A 23,507-nucleotide genomic window follows, 5' to 3' on the forward strand; every position below is an offset into this window, starting at 1 on the left:
GCGCCACGCTCTCAAGTCTCCCGCCGGACCATCCGGGTAGGCAGGACAACCGAAGCCGGGCGATCACCCTCGATCTGTTCCATCAGTTTCTCGACGAGCAGCGCGCCGGCGACGTCGGTCTTCTGATCAATCGTCGTGATCGCCGGATGGAAATGCGCCGAGGGTGGGATGTTGTTGTATCCGACCAGGGAATAATCGCGCGGCGCGATCAGGCCGCGATCGCGGAACGCACCGATGACGGCCATCGCCGCGGTGTCCGAAAAGGCGAACACCGCGTCGGGAGGCGCCACCCCGGCGAGGTAGGAGGCGACCGTTTCCGCCGTCACGGTGAACGCCATCGATGCGATCGGCAGCAAGTCGATCGCGACGTTGCGCGCGCCTTGCGCCGCAAGCTTCAGCCCCTCGTAGCGCAGGCGAAGTTCCTCGTGGCGAATGTCCCCGACGAACAGCCAGCGCTTGCGTCGATTGCTGACGAAATGCTCGCCGGCCAGCCTGCCGCCCCCCAGATTGTCGCTCCCCACCGCGCAATAGCCGGCGTCGGACGATACCGCACCCCAGACGACTAAAGGAATGTCGTGCTTGCCGAGGCTTCGCAGCATTTCGTCGCGCGTGCCTTGCCCCAGCACAATGAACCCGTCGGCGCCCCGGGCGCGGTGGAAGTCGCGGAATGCGCGCACGTCGTCGAGCCCGGGTGGCGACAGCAGCAGATCCTGGTTGCGCACCGACAATGCTTCGGAGACCCCGGCGAGCAGCTCGAAGACGAACGGATCGCCGATCGCGCCATGCCGGTGCGAGCCGAAATCGAGCATCACCGCAACCGTATTCGTGCGGGCGTGCCGCAGCTTCTGGGCATTGCGATTGACGGCATAGCCATGGGCGCGGGCGACCTCGAGCACCCGCTCGCGCGTCTCTTCGGTGACCAGAGGGCTGCCGTTGAGCACCCGCGAGACAGTCGGCGTGGAGACGTCAGCGAGTCGCGCAATGTCTTGCATTGTCAGCCGGGCGGAGGCCCTGCCCCGGCCGCTGCGCCCCTTGGTCGCCTCCCCGCTCATGCCGCGTTAGGTAGGCCATCCGCGGCACGCAGGGCAAGCGTCGCGACAGGATCGCGTTGCAGTCGCCTTGAAAAGCATTTCATAATTGCGTAGCATCGACCGTGGCGAGGCAAGCATGCCCGCTTGTTCAAGGGGAGGTAGATATGCTTCGCACCGCATTGCTCATGCTGAGTGCCGCGCCGTTCGCGCTCGCAGCATCCACCGTTCATGCTCAGCAGACACCCGACACCGCCGGCGCCCAGGCAAGCGATGCGGCCCAGCGCGTCGAAGGCGAGTCGCCGGATGTCGGCGAGCCGGCATATGATGGCGAGGAAATCGTCGTGGTCGGCACCGCCGGCGGCGGCACGCGCCGGCAGGACGCCGCCTTCGCCGTCACCAGCCTGTCCAGCGAGGCCATCGAACGCGCCGCGCCGAACAGCACCGCCGATCTGCTGCGCACCGTCCCGGGCGTAATGGCCGAGAGCTCGGGCGGGCAGAACGGCGCCAACATCTTCGTGCGCGGCTATCCTTCGGGCGGCGATGCGCAGTTCGTCACCTTCCAGCTTGCCGGTGTCCCGGTATTTCCGCCCTCGACGCTTTCGTTTCTCGAGAATTCGCAGCTGATCCGACTCGACGAGACCGTGCAGCGCGTCGAGGCGGTGCGCGGCGGGACCGGCTCGCTATTCTCAAACGGACAGCCGGGTCTCACGGTGAACATCGTCCCGCGCACCGGTGGGAGCGATTTCCACGGCCTCGCAAAGGCCTCCTACACCGATTTCGGTGAGATCCGCGGCGATGCCTGGGTTTCGGGGCCGCTCAACGAGGATACCGGCTTCATGATCGGCGGCTATTACGCCCAGGGCAACGGCGTGCGCGACCCGCAATTCCGAGCCGAGAAGGGCGGTCAGGTCACCGCCAACGTACATCACGATTTCGGCGGGCGCGGCTCGGTGGAGATCTATGCGCGCTACCTCAACGATCATGGCCAGTGGCTGCTGCCGATCCCGGTCGTATCGAACAATGGCGAGATCAGCGCCTATCCCGGGTTCGACGCTGGAAGCGGCGTGCTCGCCGGCCGCGAGACCCGGATCACCACCAATCTGGTCGGTCGCAGAGTGGATCTCGCGGAAGGACGCGGCGCCGACGTGTTCAACAGCGGCATCACCTTCGATTATGAAGTCGCCGACGGCCTGCGCCTGCGCGAGCGCACCGCCTATCTCGGCGGAAATGCGGACACGATCGGGCTGGTGCCGGACGGCGCGCCCGGATCCGCCGCGGCGCAGGCCGTCGCCCTGGGCGGCGCGGGCTCGACAGTTGCGAGCCTGAGCTATGTGAACGGCGGCGGCGCAGTTGCCGGCGGCGCCAATGCGCAGGTGATGCGCGCGGGCATCTGGGAAGTACGCAAGAAGATCAGCTCGTTCGTCTCGGATTCGGCGATCGAGTGGAGCGCCGGCAGCAACAAGCTGACCGGAGGGTTCTACTACGCCAACTACACCTCCAACGATGTGTGGTCGCTCGGCAACCAGGTGCTGCTCGCCGCCGAGCCCAATGCCCGGCTGCTCAACCTGACGCTGAACGGCGGCCGCGCCGCGACGCTCAATGGCTTCACCAGCGGCCCCGGCTTCCAGGTCCGTGCGCAATACGAAGGCAGCGACGCGGCTTTCTACGCAGTCGACGAGTTCCAGATCACCCCAGAGTTGCGCGTCGACGGCGGCGCGCGATGGCAGCGGCACGTAGTGGACGCGACGATCCGCACGCCGGCGGCCGCGACGGTCAATCTCGATGGCAACCCCGCGACGCTCTACGACAATGCGGTCACGGTGCTCGGCGGCCCGCGCCTGATCGACTATTCGGACTCGGCCTGGTCGTGGACCGCGGGCGTGAACTACGACGTCACCAACCAGATCGGAATCTTCGCCCGCTACAGCCGCGGCAACAGTTTCCCGCAGTTCGACAATTTGCGAGATGCCTCCAACGCAGACATTGCCAACAATACCGGACTCGCCATCACCGCCGAGGTCGAAACCTATGAAGGCGGGCTCAAGGTCTCGATGCCATGGCTCAACCTGTACGCCACGCTCTTCCACAACAAGTTCGACGGGCTCGCGTCGACTCAACTCGTCAACAACGTGCCGCTCAGCCAGATCGGCGGGGCCAAGGCGACCGGCGTCGAGCTCGAAGGCGCAATCCGCCCGTTCGCCGGTTTCAGCGTCTCCGCCGCGGGCACTTGGCTCGACGCGTCGTATCAGGACTTCTTCACCGGTGGCGGGACGGTCGACAATACCGGCAACCGCGTTCAGCGCCAGCCGCGCTGGGCGTGGCGCGTGACTCCTGCCTATGAAGCCGATCTCGGCAGCATCAAGCCATCGGTGTTCGCGACGCTGCAATATACCGGGGACCGCTATTCGGATCCCGAGAACCAGCAATTGCTGCCGCATTTCTACCAGCTCGACGCGGGCGTCTCGGTCGACATCGGCGAGCGCGTGAAGCTGCAGGTGACCGGCAACAATCTTACCGACGAGATCGGCCTAACCGAGGGCAATCCGCGCATCATCGGCGGCCAGGGACAGGGCGTGATCCTCGCCCGTCCAATCCTCGGCCGCTCGTTCCGCTTCAGCGCAGCGCTGAGCTTCTAGACCCCCCCTGTTCTCCGGCTCCGGCCGGAGAACATTTTTCGTATTTCGATGCGCGGCCTTGCGCCGACGCGACGATGTCCGACCCTCGCATCCGCGACTCTCCCCGCTCGGCCCTGTTGCAACCGTGCACCACCCGTTAACCATTTCGTCGCGCCGCCTAAGAAAACGATTTCATAACTTCGGTTTCACGACTATTTCGGCGTCAACCGCCGGACGCCCGATGAGGATGATCCGCGCTGGAGAGGAGTATCTATGTTGCTTACGGTTCGCAACGTTCGCGCCGCGCTGCTTGCGAGCGCCGCCTTGTTGCCGCTCGCCGCTCAGGCCCAGACCGCGCCTGCCGATGCCCCCGTGACGCAGGACGCTCCGGAGGCTTCCGCCGATGAGGGCGAGGTCGTCGTCACCGGCCAGACGACGCCCAACCGCCCGCTGATCACCGCCTCGGCCGACATCACGCTCGCCAACCGCGAATTGATCGATCAGAAGGCACCGCGCTCGACCGCCGATCTGCTCGAGATGGTCCCGGGCATCTTCGTCGAGGCGACCGCGGGCCAGATCTCGAACAATTATTCGGTCCGCGGGCTCCAGGGCGGCGGCCAGCGCTTCGTCCAGCTTCAGGAGGACGGCATGCCGATCCTCTATGGCGGCGGCGGCGCGGACTTCTTCTTCGACCCGGATTTGACGATCGATCGCCTCGAGGCGGTCAAGGGCGGCTCGTCGGGCGTGCTCACCGTCAATGGCGCAGGCGCGACGATCAACTTCGTCTCGAAGGCGCCGAACTTCGACAAGCCCGAGGGCACGGTTCGCTTCACCGGCTATAATTACGGGCTGAAGCGTGGCGATTTCTATTATTCACAGCCGATCGCCGACAATCTCGCCTTCAACGTCGGCGGCTATATCCAGTCGAGCCCCGGCGTCCGCAAGAATCCGTTCGACTATCAGGGATGGCGCCTCAAGGGTTCGCTCGAATATCGCTTCGAGGATGGCGGCTATGTGCGGCTGGCCGGCAAGGGCGGCAATGTCGAAAACGCTTATTATGCCGACCAGCCCTATCGCTTCGAGGACGGCAAGCCGACCGGCATCCCCAGCCTCGACACGCAGTTCGGCAATGTCGGCGGCGACGCCTTCGCCAATATCGCCGTGCCGGTTTCGACCAACGCGCATCCAAGCGGCTATCGCGACTTCAAATATCGCGACGGCGTGGTCGCCAAGACGTGGCAGGCGCGGCTCGATTTCGAGAAGCCGGTCAGCGACTCGTTCACCTTGTTCGGCCATGGCCGCTATCTCGATTATTCCTACGATTTCAACGGCCTGTTCCCGGGCTCCGGCACGGGCAACGCTGGGCTCACCAGCGCGGTCAATTATCTCACGCCAGGCGCGAGTTCGCCGATCAACGACCTGTTGACGCTCGGCCGGGCAAGGTTCCCGACGACGGCGCGTTTCGGCATCAAGAACCTGCGCACCGGGCAAGTGCTCGGCGCCAATCAGGCCGCTGAGCTCAACGCGCTCAACGGCAACGGCTTCCTCCAGCGCACCACGCTCAACCACGACACGATCGACGCCTATGATTTCGGCATGAACCTGGGTGGACGCTGGAATTTCGAGAGCGGCAGCTTCACCAACTCGCTGACCGCGGGCGTGATGTACTACAAGACCAAGCGCGATCAGGATCAGTCGGCGACCGCCAGCGTCGTCAACGACGTCCGCACCAACAGCGACATCTACGACGTCGTGGCGCTCGACGCGACGAACAATGTCATCGGCACGCTCTCGGACAACGGCCTCGTGTCGTACGGCGACTGGGGTGCCGGCATTCGCAGCCGCGAGGATTCGAGCATCTCGCTGTACCTGAATGACGAATTGTCGATTGGCGACCTGCATGTCGATGCCGGCGTGCGCTGGGAGCAGGACAGTGCCAAGGCGTGGGATGGCAATCAGGCGGCGGTCAACCAGCCGGTGCCGGCGGGCACCGCGGGCGTGCTCCCGACGGTCGGCGCGACCTGGGACGGCACCTACGCCGTGCGCAGCAAGAAGAAGCGGGCGGTCGCCTACACCGTCGGTGCCAACTATCTGATCACGCCCGGCTTCTCGATCTACGCGCGCTACGCCAACGGCTTCCAGATGAACAATGTCGACCCGATTACGGGAATCGAATTGTACGAGGCCGGTATCCGCTATCAGCATGGCCGTCTGTTCTCGGGATCGGCGACGGTGTTCCGCACCAACTTCCGCAACCAGAACTATAATTTCGCCGATCCGGCGAACCCGACCCAGCAGAGCAACATCAATGCCGATCTGCGCACCAATGGCGTCGAGCTCGATCTCAATGTGCGTCCGGTCGACTATTTCTCGATCGACTTCCAGGGCGTGTTCCAGGACCCCAAGCTGGTCAACCTCGCGATCAACGGCGCCAACCAGGAGGGCTTCGAGGGCAATCGCCCCGAGCGCACGCCGGCACAATTGTTCACCATAACGCCGACGTTCAAGCTGCCGAACGGCTTGGGCGAGGTCTATGGCCGCTACAAATATATCGGCAAGATCTATGCCGACGCGGGCAATGGCGTGGCGCTTCCCAGCTATGGCGTGACCAGCCTGGGTGCCTCGTTCAACCTCAGCGAACGACTGCAGCTGAGCGTCAACGCCGACAACATTTTCGACGTGGTCGGCCTCACCGAAGGCAATCCGCGCCAGGGCCAGACGCAGGCAATCACCGACGGCTATTTCTATGCCCGCGGCATCGTCGGCGCCACCTATGGCGGCACGATCACGTTCAAGTTCTGATCGCGCACGGAAAGTCGGGGCGCGGCAACCGAAAGGTTGGCCGCGCCTTTTCGTTCCGGGAAGAGAGGAGAAACCAATGCAAGGTTCGATGCATGCGGTCCTGACGGCGGGGTTGCTGCTCTCGGGTGGCCTTCTGACCTCGGGGGCGGCAGCCCAGCGCGACAAGGCGCCCGAGCTCGCCTACAGCCTGACGGAAGGCCAGAACCTCAACGCCTTCGTACGTAACGGCAAGGTCGCGGCGCATTTGCTGCTGCGTAACGGCAGCGAACCGCGCATCCTCGTCGCCTTCCCCGCGGGCAATAGTGGTGTCGGTTTATGGTTCGAGCCGCTGCCTCGCGCCGCTGCGTGGCGGCTCGACCAGTCCCCCCGCCCGCGAAGCCTCACCGACGGCAAGGGCCGCCCGCTCCACGGCATCGAGACGATTGCGACGATCGACGCGCCGCGCCTCGCCCTCAAGCAGGCGGTGCTCTCCAACGTTCGCTTCCTTCGCGACTATCAGGCGAGCGGCCGCTTCCTGTCGGAACTCGCCACGTCCGCCCGCATTGAGGGCAATCGCATCCTTTATGCCCGTGACCGAATCGATGGCGCCCCCGGCTATCGGCTTGAGCTCGAAGTGCTGGGCGGCCGCATTGCGGACCGTGCGATCCTGGCCGGTGCCGACGGCCGCATCCGCCTGCGCATCGTCGCGGCGACCGGCGACACGCCGCTCACCGGCTTGAGCAAGGCCGAGTTGCTCAATGCGCATGCCGCCGCCGATCCCGCCGCGCGCAACGCCCTCGCCTTTCTCAGCTACCGCGAGAAATTCCTGGCCGGCTCGTGGCGGTTCGACACTTATTTCGGCCGCGATACCTTGATGTCGGTCCGCCTGCTGATGCCTGCGCTGAGAGGCGCCGCGGTCGAGGCCGGGCTCGGCGCGGTGCTCGCGCGCCTCAATCCCGGCGGTGAAGTCGCGCACGAGGAGGGGCTCGCCGAATTCGCGCTGATCGACCATGCCCGGCACAATCAGCCGGGCGATGCCGCGGCGACGCTCGATTATGGCATGATCGACGACGATTATATGCTCGGTCCTGTCGCGGCGGAATATCTGCTCGGCCACGCCAGCCCGGCCGCAGCGCGCGTCTTCCTGTCATCGAGGATTCCGAGCGAAGCGCGCCCCGGCGCCGCGGATCTCGCAGGCGCGCTGCTGGTGCGCAATCTCGGCTTCGCGATCGATCAGGCCGAGCGCTTCGCGCGCGACCCGCGCTGGCAGAATCTGATCGGAATTCATCAGGGCCGCATGACCGGCCAGTGGCGCGACAGCGAGGAAGGCATCGGCCGCGGCCGCTACCCCTATGACGTTAATGCGGTGCTCGTCCCGGCCGCGCTCGAGGCGGCGGGCAGGCTGCTGCGTGCCGGGCTGCTCGACTCTTATCTGGCGCCGGCCGAACGTGCCGCCTTCGGCCGTGCCACCGCGATGGCCGCCACCTGGCGCCGCGCGGCGCCGGATCTGTTCGCAGTCGAGATCCCGGCGCCGCGCGCCGCCGCGCAGGTCGGCGACTACGCCGCCCGTGTCGGCGTTCCCGCCGGGCCGGCGCTCGCCGCGCTCGGGGGACAGTCGCTGCGTTATCACGCCATCGCGCTCGACGATCAGGGCAAGCCGGTGCCGATCATCAACTCGGACGAGGGCTTTGCCTTGCTGTTCGGGCATCCCGACCCGGCGGATCTGCAGGCCTATGTCGGCGCGCTGGCGCGACCGTTTCCGGCGGGGCTGATGACCGCGATCGGCATGCTCGCCGCCAATCCCGCGCTCGCAGCTCGGGAGGTGCAGAACCGCTTCACGCCTGCCGCTTATCATGGCGCGGTGGTTTGGTCGTGGCAGCAGGCGCTGTTCGCCGCGGGCCTCGCGCGCCAGCTCGGGCGTACCGACCTGCCCCCCGCCACCCGCGCGGTGCTCGAGGATATGCAGACAAAGCTGTGGCGTGCGATCCAGGCGACGCGCGCGACGCAGAGTTCGGAGCTCTGGTCCTGGGCTTTCGAGAAGGGTCGTTACAAGGCGGTGGCGTTCGGCGCAGGCAAGTCGGATGTCGACGAATCCAACGCCGCGCAGCTTTGGAGCACGGTCTATCTTGCGGTGCGGCCGCCCAAGGCGGCGGACGGGAAGCGGAAGCGCTGAGCGTTATGGAATCGAGAGGAACGCCGTGACGGTCAGCCGTCCGGTGGCGGGGTCGGCGTCCAGCCGGGCGCCGGCGGCGATCGCGCCGCTGTGGAGCAGCACGCTGCGATAGAGGACCGCGCGATTGTACCGCGCCTCGACATGCGCGATCCGCTCGAACAGCGCGGTGTCGCCAAGGGGATAAGCAGCCGCCGGCGGATCGGCGCGCAATTCGGCGTCGAGCGCGGCGAGGTAGCGCGCCGAACGCGCCCCGTCGATCGTCTCGAACCCGGTCCCTCGGTGACGAAAGAAGGCCGTGCCGTCGCCGCCCTCTGGCGCGAGATAATGGACCAATGCGATCCGTCCCGAATGCACCGCGTCGACATGCGGCAGCCTCTGCGCGACGGCGAGATCGCCTGGCGGCGTGCTGACGATCGAGAAGCTCGCGTCGAGCAGTTCGATCCCCGCGCCATGCCCGAACACGTCGCGCAGCACCCGCGCGAGCGCGGGCCGCACCCGCGCAAAATAGTCCGGGGGCAACGGCGCGCGGACGCCGGGATAATGATGCCGTCCCGTATCGTATTTCGCCGCTTTCGCCGCGGCCCGGAGCGTATCGGGATCTGGATGGAAACCATCGACGATCGCGATCGGCTGGCGCTCGGCGCCGATCCGCCGCGCGGCGATGTCGAGGCCGCTCATCCCTGCGCCATCGCCGCCGCCAGCGCGGCGTCGTGCAGCGGCAAGGTCGGCGAGGCGCGCGCGATGACTTCGGCGATCTGCCGAAGCTGCGCGATGTTGGACGCGCCGTCGAGCGTGTCGGCGAGGGGGTTGTAATCCTCCGCCACGATCCCCTGTCCGTTGAGCACCGCCAGCCAGCTCGCCTCGCGGAACAGCTCGTCGCCACCCAGCATGAGTCTGCCCGACCGGCGGTAGTGCGCCTCGCGGGCCTGCAGGCTCTCGGGCAGCGGCATCTCGCGCCGCTCCACCCAGAACGGCTCGGCCCGGCCAGGATTGGCGTGATAATGGAGGATCAGGAAGTCCCTGATGGTGTCCATGTCGGCATTCAGCAGCATATTGTACCGATCGGCCAGCATCGGATCCATGTCGCGGTCGGGAAACAGGGTCAGCAGCTTGGCGATGCCGCTCTGGATCAGGTGGATCGACGTCGATTCGAGCGGCTCGAGGAAGCCCGAGGAAAGCCCCAGCGCCACTACATTGCCGACCCACGCCTTGCGCCGCGTGCCCGCAGTGAAGCGCAGCGTCCGCGGCTCGGCGAGTACCGCGCCGTCCAGATTGGCGAGCAAGGTCGCGGTCGCCTCGTCCTCGCTCAGGAAACGGCTGGAGAAGACATGGCCGTTGCCGATCCGGTGCTGAAGCGGAATGCGCCATTGCCAGCCCGCTTGCCGGGCGGTCGAGCGCGTGAACGGCGTCGTCTCCGCGACCCGCTCGCAAGGCACCGCGACGGCGCGGTCGCAGGGCAGCCAGTGCGACCAGTCCTCGAATGCGCTTTGCATCACCCCGCCGATCAGCAGCGCGCGGAAACCCGAGCAGTCGATGAACAATTCGCCTGCCAGCCGCTCGTTCCGCTGGGTGGTGAGCGCGATGATCAGCCCGCTCTCGGGATCGCGCTCGACATCCTGCAGTCGCCCTTCGACCCGCGTCACCCCATTCGCCTGGGCGATGCCGCGAAGATGCCTGCCATAGAGGCTCGCGTCGAAATGATAGGCATAGCCAAGCGTGGAGAGGATCGAACGGGCATCCCCTTCCGGTTTGGCAAAGCGCCCCTGCGCCGCGAGCGTCTCGGCAAGCGAGAAGGCCGCAAGCGGCAGATCGAGCCCCTCGGCCCGTGCCTTGATCCAGCGGTGATGGAAGGCGACGCCGCCGAGGCGCGCCCCGAACGCGCCGAACGGATGGAAATAGCGATAGCCCGGCCGCGTCCAGTCGACGAACTCGATGCCCAGCTTGAAGGTTGCTTTGGTCTCGCGGAGGAAAGCGCTCTCATCGAGACCGATCAGCGCGTTGAACCAATGAATGGTGGGTATGGTGGCCTCGCCGACGCCGACCGCACCGATCTCCTCGGACTCGAGCAATTTGATGTCGAGCGCGGCGCCGAACTGGCGCGCCAATGCCGCGGCGGTCATCCATCCTGCGGTTCCCCCGCCGAGAATGACGACCGAGCGCACCCGCTTCGTATCGCTGGTCACCTGGTCGCGGAATACAGACATGCGTTCGGCCCTTGCTCTGGCTAGGCATGCCTTAACCAAGCCCCGCACTCCTGGCGATCTCAAAGGCATGCGCCCAAAGCCGGCCGCGCCTGTGTGCGGCTGCCCCGGCTCTGCGGGCCGCCGCCAGGACGGCGAAGGCCGATCCTGAAATGAGTCCAGGCAATCGAAGTGATCGATTGGCAGGTCAGCGACAGCGTCGAACGCTGTGACACGGATGTTCACGGCCATTCGCCGTCGACCGTCCGCTTCCACCCGCAGGCCGCGCCATGCCAACATGCCGGCACAGATCGAGCAGAAGAGGACCTCAAGTGCTGGATCGTCTTTGCCGGTACGGCGAAAGCTCGATATCGTGCCCACAACGGCAATCCGGTCGTCTTCAAAATCCTAGGCCCAGAGTGTCCCGTAGCGATGGCATAGCGTGCAGTTGCAGGCCGTGATTGAGCCTGGGTCGCCAGTCAGGGCCTAAGAGGCGCCGCCGCAGTGGCACGATCCATTTAACATGCAGGTCGCTCCGTTTGTCTCCGCGTATCCTGCCACAACGCGAGCGTGAGCTGCCGTTGCTCAGCACCTGAACCAACGGCAGCTACCGGGCTTCCGTAGGGACGAGCTGAACGCCCGGGATTGGGCGCATTTCGGACCAGCAGCTTCCTGCAAAGCCGCGCTTCGGCTTCTGGCCCGTTAGCTGACGGACATTCGGAAAGCCAAACCCGGAATGGCAACTGCCGGCCCAATGTCGTTTCTTCGCTCGCGATCTGCGCTCTCTCGAAAGCAGCCGCTCCAAGGCTATCCATAAACTTGAAGCCGATATCGCGCCGATGTGCTCGGCGTGTCGCCATAGAGATGAGAACTACCTCTTGATCGTATTGCATACGTATATCACTAATACAGATGACAGGCGAGCGGGCGCCGTCGACCACGCGACATTTCCTCCTGAGGCTCCACGCGATTACCGATCTTTGCTCTTTCGGTCAGCACACTCCTCGGAACGGCGGCAGCTGCGCAAACTCAGGCCGTCCCGTCCGCCTCTTCGCGCCCGCAAGAGGCGGCGATCACCGCGGCTCCGCTTCCCGATCGCGAGGAAGCCGTGACGTTCGACGCTGCGCCCGGCGTTCGCCTCTCCCCTCCCGTTTCCGGCCCGTCATTCCGCAACAGCCTGGCCCGGCGCGACGCGTCGTCCCCGTTCGCCTGAGCGCGTGGCGTGATCCATCGCCGCGTGCGACGAGGTTCGTCCGTGTAAACAAGGAACCAAGGGATTTCCGAGCATGACACGATCATATGTCCCTACGCGACGCGAGTTCTCCCTCCTTCTGTCAGGAACCTTGGCAATGCCGGCGACGGCAGCCATTTCCAAGCCCCGCCGCTCGGAAGCCGCGCGACTGCGCAGATACGCTGAGGCGACCCACCCGCGCGGCTGGATAGCCGCCGCTGACCCGGCTTGGCGATCCGGCTGGGAGCGCCTCGCCGCTGAGGCGGACGCCATGACCCCCGATGCCTATCTCATGGGCCTTATGGAACAGTTGGCCTGGTTCCATGACGGCCACACGACGATGTACGTGGATGGGCGTGTGGGACCAAGCGGCATGATCAGGGCGCCCGGCTTCGACCTCACCCTTCCGATTGCTGCCAGCCCCTTCTTCGACGGCCTCTACGTCACCGCGGCCAAGGAAGAAGGCGCGCCTCTGCTTGGTGCACGGATCACGCGTGTGGATGGGGTCGCCGTTGAGAAGGCCCTGAGGTCCTTCGCGGAAATGTGGCCTGGCAACAATCCCACCCGGGCCCACCATGACGCAGATTTGATCCTGCGACCCGCGGTCCTGCGCGGAGCACGATTGGCCGCGCCCGCCGGCGTCTCGGCGCCGGTCACCGTCGAGGCCGAAATAGGCGGCTCGCTCGTCAAGGCAGTGCTGATCCCGCGCCCGGACGCACGCGAGGCTCTAATCCCGCTTTCCCGAAAGCCCTTCCCGGTTGAAACTTGGCGGCCGGGGCCTGCGCCCAACTTCGTCCACGCAAACGACCACGCCCTGGTCATCGCGTTCGACCGCTTGTTCGCCAGCAAGGACTCGATCCTGGCCTTCGTGCGTGAAGCCTTTGCGGCCATGGAGGCCCCCGCGATCGAACGGGTCGTACTCGACCTGCGCCGCAACGACGGCGGCGACAACCGCATGGGCGAAGGCCTGAGGAAACATCTCGAACGGTCCCGCTTCAACCGCCCTGGCGGGCTCTATGTGCTGATCGGCCCCCACACCTTCTCGGCCGCCCAGAACCTGACCTCGAGGATCGAGCGGGAGACCTGGGCCGTGTTCGTGGGCGAACCCTCAGGGGGCGCTCCCAATCACGAGGGCGACGCCACGCCGTTCCAGGGCGACGGCTTCAAAGCCTATGTGTCGACCCTGCCCTGGTTCGACTCCCACCCCTACGACAAGCGAATCTGGACCATGCCCGACATAGCGGCCCCACTCCGGTTCGCCGATTGGACGGCGGGAAGGGATCAGGCGATGGAAGCCGCTTTCGCCCACGTCAACGATCAACCGCTCGACGACCTTAGCGAACAGCACACGAACTATTCCGAGCGGCCGAGCCAGAAGATGGAGTGGAAGCCGTTCTGGAGGTTATAGGGGCGCAATCAGCCGGCCCCAACCACCCAATAGCGTATAGCGCCACCTTTGGCTGAACGAAGGTCCGATTTCGGGAACTCGCGCGCCGCTCGGGAATGGCCGACTTTGGGCTCGAAGTCTACGATACGCGATGTCTCAGCGTGCAATCATCGTCCCGTTGCGCGATTCGATTTCCCCGCGGTCGTGTGATAGCGTTGATCGAAGAGTGACTTCTTGGAGTAGCGCATGTTTAAAAAGGCAGCGGCGCGCGCTTCTAATGAGGCGGAACTGGAAAGAGCCTTCCGATCAGCGGACAAGATAATTGTGGAGGGTGATTCCGCCCTCCGCGAACAGGCAGAACGTTGGGCGAAACACGGTCCACCAGTGTCACACGCCGATACGGCGGACGGCGTGTTAACGGGACCCGACGGAGTCGAACCCGCAGCGGCGCCTGTTGGCGGTCTGCGCAGGTCAGTTTTCTCGGTATATGTGTGGCTGCTGTTTGGCGTGCTAGTCTTCGTCTCCGGTGCTGGAGTCTTATACCTCAATCACAGCACGAATATTCGCGGGTCGCCTGCTGCGGCGGCGGAATCGCAGCGAGAATCGCTAGTGTCGATGATCACTTTGCTCGTCTGGCCCACGGTCGCCTTAATCGCTTTGTGCATGATGTTCTTCTTGGCCAGGCAGGCCCTTACGATCGGCTCAAATGTGCGCTTTGAATGGAGAGTGACCGAAAAGGTCTCGGGAAAGCTAGTGATTACGAAGGTGCGATCCGCAGGCGACGGGCAATAGATCGGAACGCTAGCCCCTGTTATCGCTTTAGTCAGCAGCCCACCGCTATGCCGCCAGCGGGCCGAGAAGCGGCCTGCGCGAAACTCGATCGCTGCGCCGCTAGTTGATGTGCGCAGATGGCGTGCGGCTAGATCCAGGTGCTTTGAGCGGCGTGGTAACCGCGAATAGGTGGCACGCCGTTCGCAAATAGACAGGATGGAGGCCTCATCGGCGCACCGTGAAAAGGTTTGACTGGGGATTTGCACCTTGGGGCCCCCATCCGAAATATTGCGGGACTTGCTGTTTGGAAGTCATCTGCGTGACCAACTCGCGCAGGTTTGGCCCGAGTTCGGAGAATGTCACGATACCGTCATTGTCGGCGATAGGCTCGCCGTGAAGCACCTGCAAAAGTGCGTATGTAAAAGCGCCGTGACCCCATGCGCGTCTCTCGAGCGACGCCTGGCCGTCGCGCGAACTCGAAAAGGTGAATATGTTCCTCTGGAGATTGTAGACCTCACTCAAAAATGAACGTTCCAACGCTCCCTGCGAGTTACAGGTATCCATGAACAGCATCGCCGGCACTCGGGCTTCTTGCAATGCGCGTGTAATACGCGCGCCAGTGAGCGCGACATGTTCAAGCCGACCCGAATCCGGATCGACGCCATATGGGATATAGTGATAACGACCACGGCTGTCGGAAACGCCGTGCCCGGCGAGGAAGATCAGGATGACGCTATTGCCGTTCACGCGCGATAGTTGCGAAAGATTGGCCTGCAGCGCGTTTAGCGTTGCTTCCTCATCCTTCAGTTCGATGACCTTAACGTCACTATAAAGCGCCCGTTCGTCATGCGTGTTCTGGCGTCGTAGGAACTGTGCGAAGGCCCTCGCATCCTCACTCGCACAGCACAGTTGGGCCAGCCGGCCCCGGTTGCGATAGGCATAGTTGGAGCCGATCACGAGCGCGTGAAGCACCGGTCGATCCGCGACCGGTGGCAATGGTTTTGTCGATTCGGGAATTGCGCTTGGGACAAGCGGCGGGGGGTTGAGAGACGCGTTCCGATAAGCGTCCAGCACGCGGACCGTGCTTACTTCACCGATGCCGTTGCGATTGATCGCACGAATGCCGACATATTCGTCGGAGGCTATGTCGATCGGGAGAGTCCATTGAATCCGCTCTCCTGCCCGCGCCTGTGGCGGTTCCACTGCGGCAGGGCGTCCATTGATATCGATATGTACTCCGGTCACCGGATCGCCGCTCGGCGAATTGACGATGTATGTGAGGAGCATCTGAGTCCCGTCCGACCGCATGCGAGCGTCAGCGATCTGAACGATCGGCGGCGCGTTGCGGCGAATCATCTCGTTGGCGAGCGCCGTAGAATTCGCTGCTGCGAGGCCGGGAGTCGCCAAGCCATCGCGAATATATTTGATTACATGGTTGATGACATCGGGCCGGCGGAAGGCATTCGCGTATCGGGTTACGGGCAACCAGCTCGGCGCTACGTCCCCGCCATTATTCAAGTGCCAGCCGAGGATCGCGTCTCCGCCGGTCGAGGAGTCATAATAGCCGGCCTGGGTCCACATCACCCAGTTTTCACCGCTGGCGTCGATGAATAGGCTAAGCAGCACGCTGCCGTCTTCGATATTGTGCCAGCGCAAGACACCGTCGCGGTACAGCACGGTCGCCGTACGCGCATTGGGCGCGATATTGACCCGGCGCGGAACGTCCGGCGTCCGATATTGCCACAGCCGACGGCCGCTACGGTCATAACGGGCAAGAAAAGTGGAAGTGCCAAGCACCGCAAAATCGCCGTTGGGTGCAACGTCGGTACTCCACGTCACGCCTCCTGAAGTTCCTCCCAAGGCTATCGGCACGCGATTGATCGCGGGAGCCGTGCCGCTGCAGCACCATTTGGACATCGTCGTGCCCCCGCTGGTCTCGCGATAGCCGTCCGTCACCCCCTTGCGCGATGGGTCCGCCGCTGCCGGGTTCACGGTTAGCCTCCGCTCCATCAGATCGAACGCCACGCCTCGTCCGGCCACTTCGTGCGCCAAATAGAAGCGGTCGCCACTCTCGGAAACCAGAAGCAGCCCCGGATCGGTCGGCCCAAGATTGTGGTTGTCGATCGGATACACCGATCGCGGCACATCGAAACGCGCGCCTGCATCGTCGATCGCCGAAACGCAGGGATCCGAGCTGGCAAAGATCGCGCCATGGCCCTGGTAAGGGAGCACCTGAATGATCGTTTGCGATGTGCACAGACCGAAATCCTTGGGTCGCGCATTTGCATCCGCTGCCGACCAACGGCGCAGGACCTTGTCGGCATCGTGCGATTGATGTTGTGCGATGCTTGCATACACATAGGCGCCGTCGCGTGAGAAGGAGACGCCATTGACGACGGTGGCCTGTACCGGTCCGCCATGATCCGCCGGAAGCCCGCCAATGTCGTAGTCCCGCACCGGCTCGAGATCGCTGGCGCTGTACTGGGTCAGCGCGGCGGGATCGTCCCGGTCTTGCTCGTTGAGATAGCCGACAAGGATGGTTTGTCCGTCTGGAGCGACCGCGAGATCGTAAGGGCGAATGTCCCGGTCGTAGTCACGCGCGAATGGCCTCGCCGGCGCGGGCGTCGGTGCGAAATCGGAATGCTTCCGCTGTTCGGCGCCATAGCGACGCAGCCTGCGGTCAAAGCTGGTAGTGAAAAGATCGCCGGCCCGGTTGAACGCGATCCCGTTGATCCGGCCCTGATACGCCTTGTCCCGATAGGGCGCCGCGTTCCATTTTGCCGTGTTCCAGACCCAGAGGCCGTTGTTGGCGTCGGGGCAGGTTTCCACGGGAGCCGAATCGCAGGCGTAAAGGCCGACGGCGAGCGATTGGCCGTCGGGTGAAAAGGCGAGGTCGGTTATAATGCCGCGCGCACTGAGCAAATCGTGCAGAATCTCGCCGGTAGCCGCGGCGAGCACGAGGAGGCGGAAGGTACCGTCAGCGCGCGTCTGGCCGGCGGCCGCAATCAGCATTCCATCCGGTGAAATGTCGACCGCGCGAAGCCCGGCCGCGGACGGATCCACCGCCGCCTCTTTGGAGATCGGCACGCGCAAAGTATTGACGACGCGTATCTGCTTGGGGTCGTCAACGCGCCATATTTTAACGACGTCGTCGCTGCCTGCCGTCACCATCAGACGGCCTTTGGCGTCGATGCCGGCGCGAAATATCGTGCCACTGTGCTGCTGCGGGTCGAGCCGCAGGATTGGTGTATCGCCGTAAGCCGGTTCGCTCTCCGGAGAACAGCGTGGAAGCAAAAGCAGGGCCATCGCCAAGGCTGCGATGGCTGCGGCCGCCATCAGGACCATGGGAAATCGAAAGGCCAACTCCACTCTCCCCCTTGAGCAGATGCAGCCCTGGCTTGCGCTGCCATGGATATCATGCGGTCCGCGCCTACGTTGCGCAAGGCCGCTCAAGTCAAGCACGACTATAGGTGTGGCATATTATTTGGAAGTCTGGGGATATTGCCAATACCAATATGCGTGGTTATTCAATTACAATGGTGAGTGGAACGACCTCACCGGGAGGTGAACAATGAACAGGAAGTTACTGATTTCATTAGCTCTCGCAGTTGCGGGAATAGTTACCGTAGGGACGACTTTCTATTTCTCGCCTCAGTCTACGGCCCAGTCACGTGGTGTTATCGTACAGAATAACGATGGCGGCGGGGGTGGCGGTTGCGGCGGGAGTCATGCCACCTGCAAGGACCGTTGATACCAGGCGAAAATGATCTCGATGGCGAGGGCCGCAGCGAGGACCAGGGTTTTCGCGGGGCGGACCTTTCGCTCATTTGCTCAAGTCTTCGCCATAGACCTGCGGTCGCTGGCGGCGTTTCGGGTGATCCTCGGCGCCGCGCTTCTGTTGCGCGTCTTAGAAATCCTTCCCAATGCCGCGGCTTTCCTGAGCGACGAAGGCGTTCTGCCGCGCGGCAGGTTCGGACAGTTCGATTATGCTGATCGAGCGTCGCTTTACCTTCTGAATGGAACGCCTTGTTTCGCCATCGCGCTGCTCTGGCTGGAGGGGGCTGGGGCGATCTGTCTGATCGCCGGCGTCCGTCCGCGAATCTCGGCAGCCTTGTGCTGGGTGCTGCATCAATCCTTGGTCCTGCGAAATCCGTTCATCGGCAGCGGAGGGGACGTGCTCGCCCCGTTGCTGCTGTTTTGGGCGATGTTCCTGCCGATCGGCGCGCGGTTTTCGACCGAGGCAGTGCTGGCAGAACCAAGCGCACCCACACGCGTGCTGAACGTCGCTACGGCCGGCCTTCTGTTGCAGGCATCCTATGTCTACTTCTTCGGCGCGATGATGAAAACCTCACCGGAATGGGCGGTCGATGGTTCTGCCGTCTATCTCGCCCTGCACAATGACGCCATCGCGACTCCGCTTGCCTACGTCCTTAGAGGCTATGTCTCAGTCACCCAGCCGCTCAGTTTTTTCGTGCTTTGGCTCGAGATACTTACGCCGATCCTGTTGTTCGCTCCGGTCCAAACCGACCGCCTGCGCCTCATGGTGCTTCCGTTGCTGATTGCCATGCACCTCGGCTTCAGGCTCTTCCTCGACATAGGACTCTTCTGGGTGGTCAGCATAGCTTCGCTGGTGGTGTTCGTCCCGGCGCGATTCTGGGATGCTCTTCACCGGCCGGGCCGCCGCGCGACGGTCGCGATCTATTATGAAGGCTCGTGCGGGTTCTACCGCAAGGTCGTGCTCCTCCTTGGCAATATACTCGCCGGACCGACCGTTTCGGTCTTGGCGGCGCACGATCATGGCAGGATGGGCGCTTTGCTCACGCGCGCCAGGAGTTGGAATCGGCGATTCTTCGCCCTGCTCACTGCCGCATGGACGCCGGCCCGGGCCTACCGCCTGACCCCGGTCGCGCAAGTCTGCCTCGCATGGGTGTTGGCCTTCTGTCTGATCTGGAATTTCACCGGCCTGCGCGGCGTCCGACGCCCGCAAAGCCTTATCGCTGTGGCCGATGTCGCCGGTGTCTTCGGGCTCACCCAAAGCTGGGGCATGTTCGCGCCACGCCCGCACGTCGACTATGTGCTGCCAGTCATCGAGGGCCGCCTGGCGGATGGCAGTGTCGTGGATGTCTATCACCATCATATGGCGCCGCCTTCCTACCAATGGCCAGCCTACCCGGCTGGTGCACTCGGCTCTTCAGACTGGACAGGATATTTCGACGCCTTGGCGTTGCGATTGACGCGTAACCGCGAGGCCGCGTTGTTGGATTATGCGCGCTACGCCTGTCGCGACTGGACTGCGCAGCACCCGAATTTTCCGCTTCGCGAGGTTCGCGTGACGTTCCTGATCGGGGAGACGCTTTCCGCCTACGCATCTGATCGCAACGCGCGGGAGGCCCATCGCTTTGCCTGTTTCGTTTGAACGGCGCTGGGTCAAATCAGCGTGGCGTGGGCGACAGGTCCTGCATCTCGCTCATGCGACTCGTTTGGGCGACTGGGGCGGACTGCGCGGAGGCCGGAGAGCTAGGCCACGTAAATCCAAGCTTAACCCGGCAACGATCTCCGACGATTCGACAAAATAGATTTCTTCATTATGCAGGAATAGCGGCGTCTCGAAGAGGGCGTTGCCAATCTCCAAACATCAAAGGGTCGTCATGTCGGAAGATAATAGCTTGAACGCGGTCGAATTCGCGACGGAACTTACGATCGCGTGGCTCGGCAATCAGAATAACCGTGTCTCGGCTGATGACGTGCCGGCGTTCTTGCGCGCGATGCACGCCACCGTGACCGAACTGGCCTCCGGATCTTCGCCGACGGATGTCTCATCGGGCGATGCAAGTTCCGGGCAGGAATTCACGCCCGCGGTTTCAGTGCGGAAGTCGCTGGCCTCGAAGGATCACATCATCTCGTTGGTCGACGGCAAGCCGTACCGAACGCTGCGCCGGCATCTCTCGACACATGGCATGACGCCGGAAGACTATCGCAGCCGTTACAACCTCAAAGCCGACTATCCGATGGTGGCGCAAAGCTATTCCGAGCAGCGCCGGGAAATGGCGAAGAAGATCGGCCTCGGCGCCAAGGGCCGGGCGGCGCGCTCGACTGCCGCTCCCGTGCCCGCCCCGAAACCTGCCCATCGCGGCCGCGCGAAATCTGAATGATTCCAGGAAGGGCGCGCCACCGAAACGGCGCGCCCAACTGCTTCACTTGGCGGGGTTCCGGATGCTCGCTTCGGAGACCTGACCGAGCTTCGCATACAGCCGGTGCGGTCGGAACCCGGGCGCCGCTAGCGAAGCGACGCACGGAGGTCAGCGGGCACAACGTCGAGTGTGGTGCCGACCGGACGTTGATGGCAAGTCGCGCCAGCGCGCGGCTCGCAGCCGGCTGACTCAGCCCCATGATCCCGGCCCGGGTGACACTCCGTTCCTCGATCAGTGCATGGAGCAGCTTGAGCAAGTTGAGGTCGGTGCGAGGCCGCGCCAGAACTTTGAACGCGCAGACGAGCGCGCCCACTCCCCAGCCCTCCTTTGGGAAAGCTCAGGAAAGCGAAGCCGCGGCCCGAATGATCGGTACGAATTTCTCGGCGGTCAGGCTGGCACCCCCGACCAGCGCGCCGTCGACATTGTCGACCGCGAGGATATCCGCCGCGTTCGCCCCCGTCACCGAACCGCCATAGAGGATGCGGATCCCCACCGCCGCGTCGCCTACCATCATCCGCAGCTTGGCGCGGGCGATCGCGTGGATCGCGGCGATGTCGTCGAGCGTCGGGGTCTTGCCGGTGCCGATCGCCCAGCGCGGCTCATAGGCGAGCGTCAACCATTCGGGCGAGGCGCCGTCGGGCAGCGACTTCTCGATCTGCGACTGGACGATCCGCTCGGCGCGACCTGCGTCGCGCTCGGCCTCGGTCTCGCCGCAGCACAGGATCACGTGGAGCCCGTGCCGCCGCGCCGCCGCCGCCTTGGCCCAGGCGTCGTGGCTGGTCTCGTGCTGGTCGGCGCGCCGCTCCGAATGCCCGACGATGGTCAGCGTCGCGCCGCATTCGCGCAGCATCGCACCCGAGATGCAGCCGGTGTGCGCGCCCTTGTCGGCCTCGTGCAAATCCTGCGCGCCGATCGGCAGGGCGCTGGACGCCGCGACGGCCGGCGCGATCAGCGTGAACGGCACGCACAAGGCGACATCGACTTGCGGGTTCGCCGCAGCGGCGGCGGCGATCGCCTCGACTTCGCCAAGCTGCGCCTTCAGCCCGTGCATCTTCCAGTTTCCGGCGACCAGCTTGCGGCGCATGTCCTACTCCCTCTGTCTGGCCGCAGGCGATACCAAGCCTCGCGCGCTGCACAAGCTTGAAGGCGCGGCGCGCCCGCCCTAAAGCACGCGGGATTCCTCTTTCGAACGGCCCTTCATGCTCAATTTCTTCCGCCGCTTCACCAAGTCGCGCTTCGGCCTGATCGTGGTGTTCGTGTTCCTCGCGGTGATCGCGCTCGCTTTCGCCGCGGGCGACATCACCGGGATTCAGGCGAATGGCGGCGGCGGGGGCGGTGGCGGCATCGTCGCGAAGGTGGGCAAGCACGAGATCACCGATCGCGAGGTTCGTGAGCGGATCGACCTGTTCCTGCGCAACCTGCAGCGCGACGGACAGAATGTGACGATGGAGCAGTTTCTCGCCCAGGGCGGGCTCGAGCTGGCGGTGGACGAGATGATCAACGGCGCGGCGATGGTCGAGTTCGCGCAGCAATCGGGGATGCAGGTCAGCAAGAAGCTGATCGACGGCGAGATCGCCAGCAACCCGGCATTCCTCGGGCTCGACGGCAAGTTCAGCCAGAAGCAGTTCGAGGAGCTGCTCTCGCAGAATCGCATCTCGCCGATAACCTTCCGCGAGCAGATGACCAACGAACGCTACGCCAATTGGCTGGTCAACCGCGCCACGCTCGGCAGCCAGATCCCCGAAGGCGTCGTCCTGCCTTACGCCTCGCTGCTGCTCGAGCGCCGCACCGGCATCGTCGGCCTCGTCTCGACGATCGCGATGGATCCGGGCCCGGATCCCGACGACAAGGTCCTGACCGCCTGGTACAACAGCAAGCGCGCGCGCTACATGGTCCCCGAGCGCCGAATCCTCCGCTACGCGATGGTCAAGCCGGATACACTCAAGACACGCACCGCCGCCACCGAGGCCGAGATCGCCGAGGCGTACAAAAAGGCCGGCAATCGCTTCGCCGCCACCCAGAAGCGGACGATCGAGCTGGTCACCGCGCTCGACCAGAATATTGCTGGACAAGTCGCCGCCAAGGCGAAGGCCGGCGGGCTGACCGCCGCTGCGACCGCTGCAGGTCTGGAAGCGCGCACGCTGACCGCGCTCGAAAAGCCGGCGGTGGTGACACAAGTCTCGCAGGCCTTCGCCGACGCAGCCTTCGCCGCGGCGCCGGATGCGCTGGTCGGCCCGGTCAAGGTCGGGCCGAGCTGGCTCGTCTACCGCGTCACCAAGGTCGAGGAGGTCGCGGCCAGGACGCTCGATCAGGCCCGCCCCGAACTCGCCACCGAGATCGCCGCGCGCAAGCTGGCCGAGGCGATCGCCGCTCTGCGCCAGTCGATCGACGACGGCGTCGGCGACGGCAAGACCTTCGACGAGGCGGTGGCCGACGCCAAGCTCGCCGCCGAGCGCAGCCCCGCGCTCACTGCCGCCGGCGCCAACCCCGACGATCCCGCCTTCAAGCCCGATCCGGCGATCACCGCAGTGATGCGCGCCGGCTTCGCGGTCGAACAGGCCGGCGACGAACCGCAGGTGGTTCCCGTCGCCGAGGATGGCAGCTTCGCATTGGTCGCGCTCGAGCGGATCGTCCCCGCCGCGCCGCGCCCGCTCGCGCAGGTCCGCGATCGCGTCGTGAAGGACTATCTCGTCGATCAGGCGCTGATCAAGGCCCGCGCCGTCGCCACCGCGATGATCGCCAAGCTCGAAAAGGGCGTGCCGATGCAGCAGGCGCTGGCCGAGGCCGGAGTGACCAAGGGCCCGCCGCCCAAGCCGTTCGACTTCAAGCGCCAGGATGTGCTCGGCCCGAACATGGCGCCCTATCTCCAGATGGCGTTCAGCATGGCGCCGAAAAAGGCCAAGCTGGTCGAAGGGCCCAATCGCGAAGGCTATTATGTGGTCTATGTCGATACGATCGAAGAGCACAGCGCCGCGAGCGATCCGGCCGCGATCCAGCGGGTGCGCGGCGGCATCGCCCCGCAGATCGGCCCCGAATTCGCGCGCCAGTTCATTGGGTCGATCCGCAACCACCTCAAGGTGACGCGCAACGAAAAGGCGATCGCCCAGTTGCGTGCCGAACTGACTCGCTCGGGCTCGGCCCGCTGAA

At 64.6% G+C, this 23,507-nt stretch carries 13 protein-coding genes; 8 read left to right on the plus strand and 5 right to left on the minus strand.

From position 1 onward, the window contains the following. Positions 1 to 11: 11 nt before the first annotated feature. The gene (locus E5A73_RS18985) at positions 12 to 1,052 is read right to left on the minus strand and encodes a LacI family DNA-binding transcriptional regulator (RefSeq protein ID WP_240700276.1); all 1,041 of its coding nucleotides are present in this window, start codon (positions 1,050 to 1,052) and stop codon (positions 12 to 14) included. Between the two features lie 143 nt (positions 1,053 to 1,195). On the opposite strand from E5A73_RS18985, the gene E5A73_RS18990 reads away from it, so the two are divergent. The 3 genes from E5A73_RS18990 to E5A73_RS19000 all read left to right on the plus strand — a co-directional run bounded on the left by E5A73_RS18990 (position 1,196) and on the right by E5A73_RS19000 (position 8,600). Next, on the plus strand, positions 1,196 to 3,667 hold the full coding sequence (locus E5A73_RS18990) for a TonB-dependent receptor (RefSeq protein ID WP_135965428.1): 2,472 nt from the start codon (positions 1,196 to 1,198) through the stop codon (positions 3,665 to 3,667). A 252-nt stretch (positions 3,668 to 3,919) separates the two neighbouring features. After that, positions 3,920 to 6,448, plus strand: a complete 2,529-nt coding sequence (locus E5A73_RS18995; RefSeq protein WP_135965429.1) for a TonB-dependent siderophore receptor — start codon at positions 3,920 to 3,922, stop codon at positions 6,446 to 6,448. A 76-nt stretch (positions 6,449 to 6,524) separates the two neighbouring features. Next, complete coding sequence (locus E5A73_RS19000) at positions 6,525 to 8,600, plus strand: hypothetical protein (RefSeq protein ID WP_240700277.1); 2,076 nt, start codon at positions 6,525 to 6,527, stop codon at positions 8,598 to 8,600. Between the two features lie 3 nt (positions 8,601 to 8,603). Here the strand turns inward: E5A73_RS19000 and E5A73_RS19005 are convergent, their stop codons facing one another. Together E5A73_RS19005 and E5A73_RS19010 are read right to left on the minus strand one after the other, a co-directional pair. Then, positions 8,604 to 9,278, minus strand: a complete 675-nt coding sequence (locus tag E5A73_RS19005) for a DUF6445 family protein (protein ID WP_135965430.1) — start codon at positions 9,276 to 9,278, stop codon at positions 8,604 to 8,606. Further along, positions 9,275 to 10,804, minus strand: a complete 1,530-nt coding sequence (locus tag E5A73_RS19010; protein ID WP_135965521.1) for a tryptophan halogenase family protein — start codon at positions 10,802 to 10,804, stop codon at positions 9,275 to 9,277. Before E5A73_RS19010 ends, E5A73_RS19005 begins: the two co-directional genes overlap by 4 nt. A gap of 1,325 nt (positions 10,805 to 12,129) precedes the next feature. Here E5A73_RS19010 and E5A73_RS19020 point away from each other — a divergent pair. After that, positions 12,130 to 13,419, plus strand: coding sequence for a S41 family peptidase (locus E5A73_RS19020; protein ID WP_135965431.1), 1,290 nt, complete (start codon positions 12,130 to 12,132; stop codon positions 13,417 to 13,419). A 225-nt stretch (positions 13,420 to 13,644) separates the two neighbouring features. Continuing rightward, positions 13,645 to 14,190, plus strand: a complete 546-nt coding sequence (locus E5A73_RS19025) for a hypothetical protein (RefSeq protein ID WP_135965432.1) — start codon at positions 13,645 to 13,647, stop codon at positions 14,188 to 14,190. A gap of 204 nt (positions 14,191 to 14,394) precedes the next feature. Here the strand turns inward: E5A73_RS19025 and E5A73_RS19030 are convergent, their stop codons facing one another. Beyond that, entirely contained in the window at positions 14,395 to 17,505 is a 3,111-nt protein-coding gene (locus tag E5A73_RS19030) for a caspase family protein (RefSeq protein WP_168356003.1), read from the minus strand. Between the two features lie 427 nt (positions 17,506 to 17,932). Between E5A73_RS19030 and E5A73_RS19035 the strand changes: the two genes are divergently transcribed. Together E5A73_RS19035 and E5A73_RS19040 are read left to right on the plus strand one after the other, a co-directional pair. After that, the gene (locus E5A73_RS19035; protein WP_135965434.1) at positions 17,933 to 19,585 is read left to right on the plus strand and encodes an HTTM domain-containing protein; all 1,653 of its coding nucleotides are present in this window, start codon (positions 17,933 to 17,935) and stop codon (positions 19,583 to 19,585) included. Positions 19,586 to 19,817: 232 nt separating this feature from the next. After that, entirely contained in the window at positions 19,818 to 20,321 is a 504-nt protein-coding gene (locus E5A73_RS19040; RefSeq protein WP_135965435.1) for a Ros/MucR family transcriptional regulator, read from the plus strand. Positions 20,322 to 20,697: 376 nt separating this feature from the next. Here E5A73_RS19040 and tpiA read toward each other — a convergent pair whose 3' ends face one another. Further along, entirely contained in the window at positions 20,698 to 21,444 is a 747-nt protein-coding gene (tpiA, locus tag E5A73_RS19050; RefSeq protein ID WP_135965436.1) for a triose-phosphate isomerase, read from the minus strand. 115 nt (positions 21,445 to 21,559) lie between these two features. On the opposite strand from tpiA, the gene E5A73_RS19055 reads away from it, so the two are divergent. After that, positions 21,560 to 23,506: a peptidylprolyl isomerase gene (locus tag E5A73_RS19055; RefSeq protein ID WP_135965437.1), complete on the plus strand. Its 1,947-nt coding sequence runs from the start codon at positions 21,560 to 21,562 to the stop codon at positions 23,504 to 23,506. Position 23,507: the final 1 nt, after the last annotated feature.

This window comes from Sphingomonas gei, assembly GCF_004792685.1.
GTDB classification, from domain to species: domain Bacteria; phylum Pseudomonadota; class Alphaproteobacteria; order Sphingomonadales; family Sphingomonadaceae; genus Sphingomonas; species Sphingomonas gei.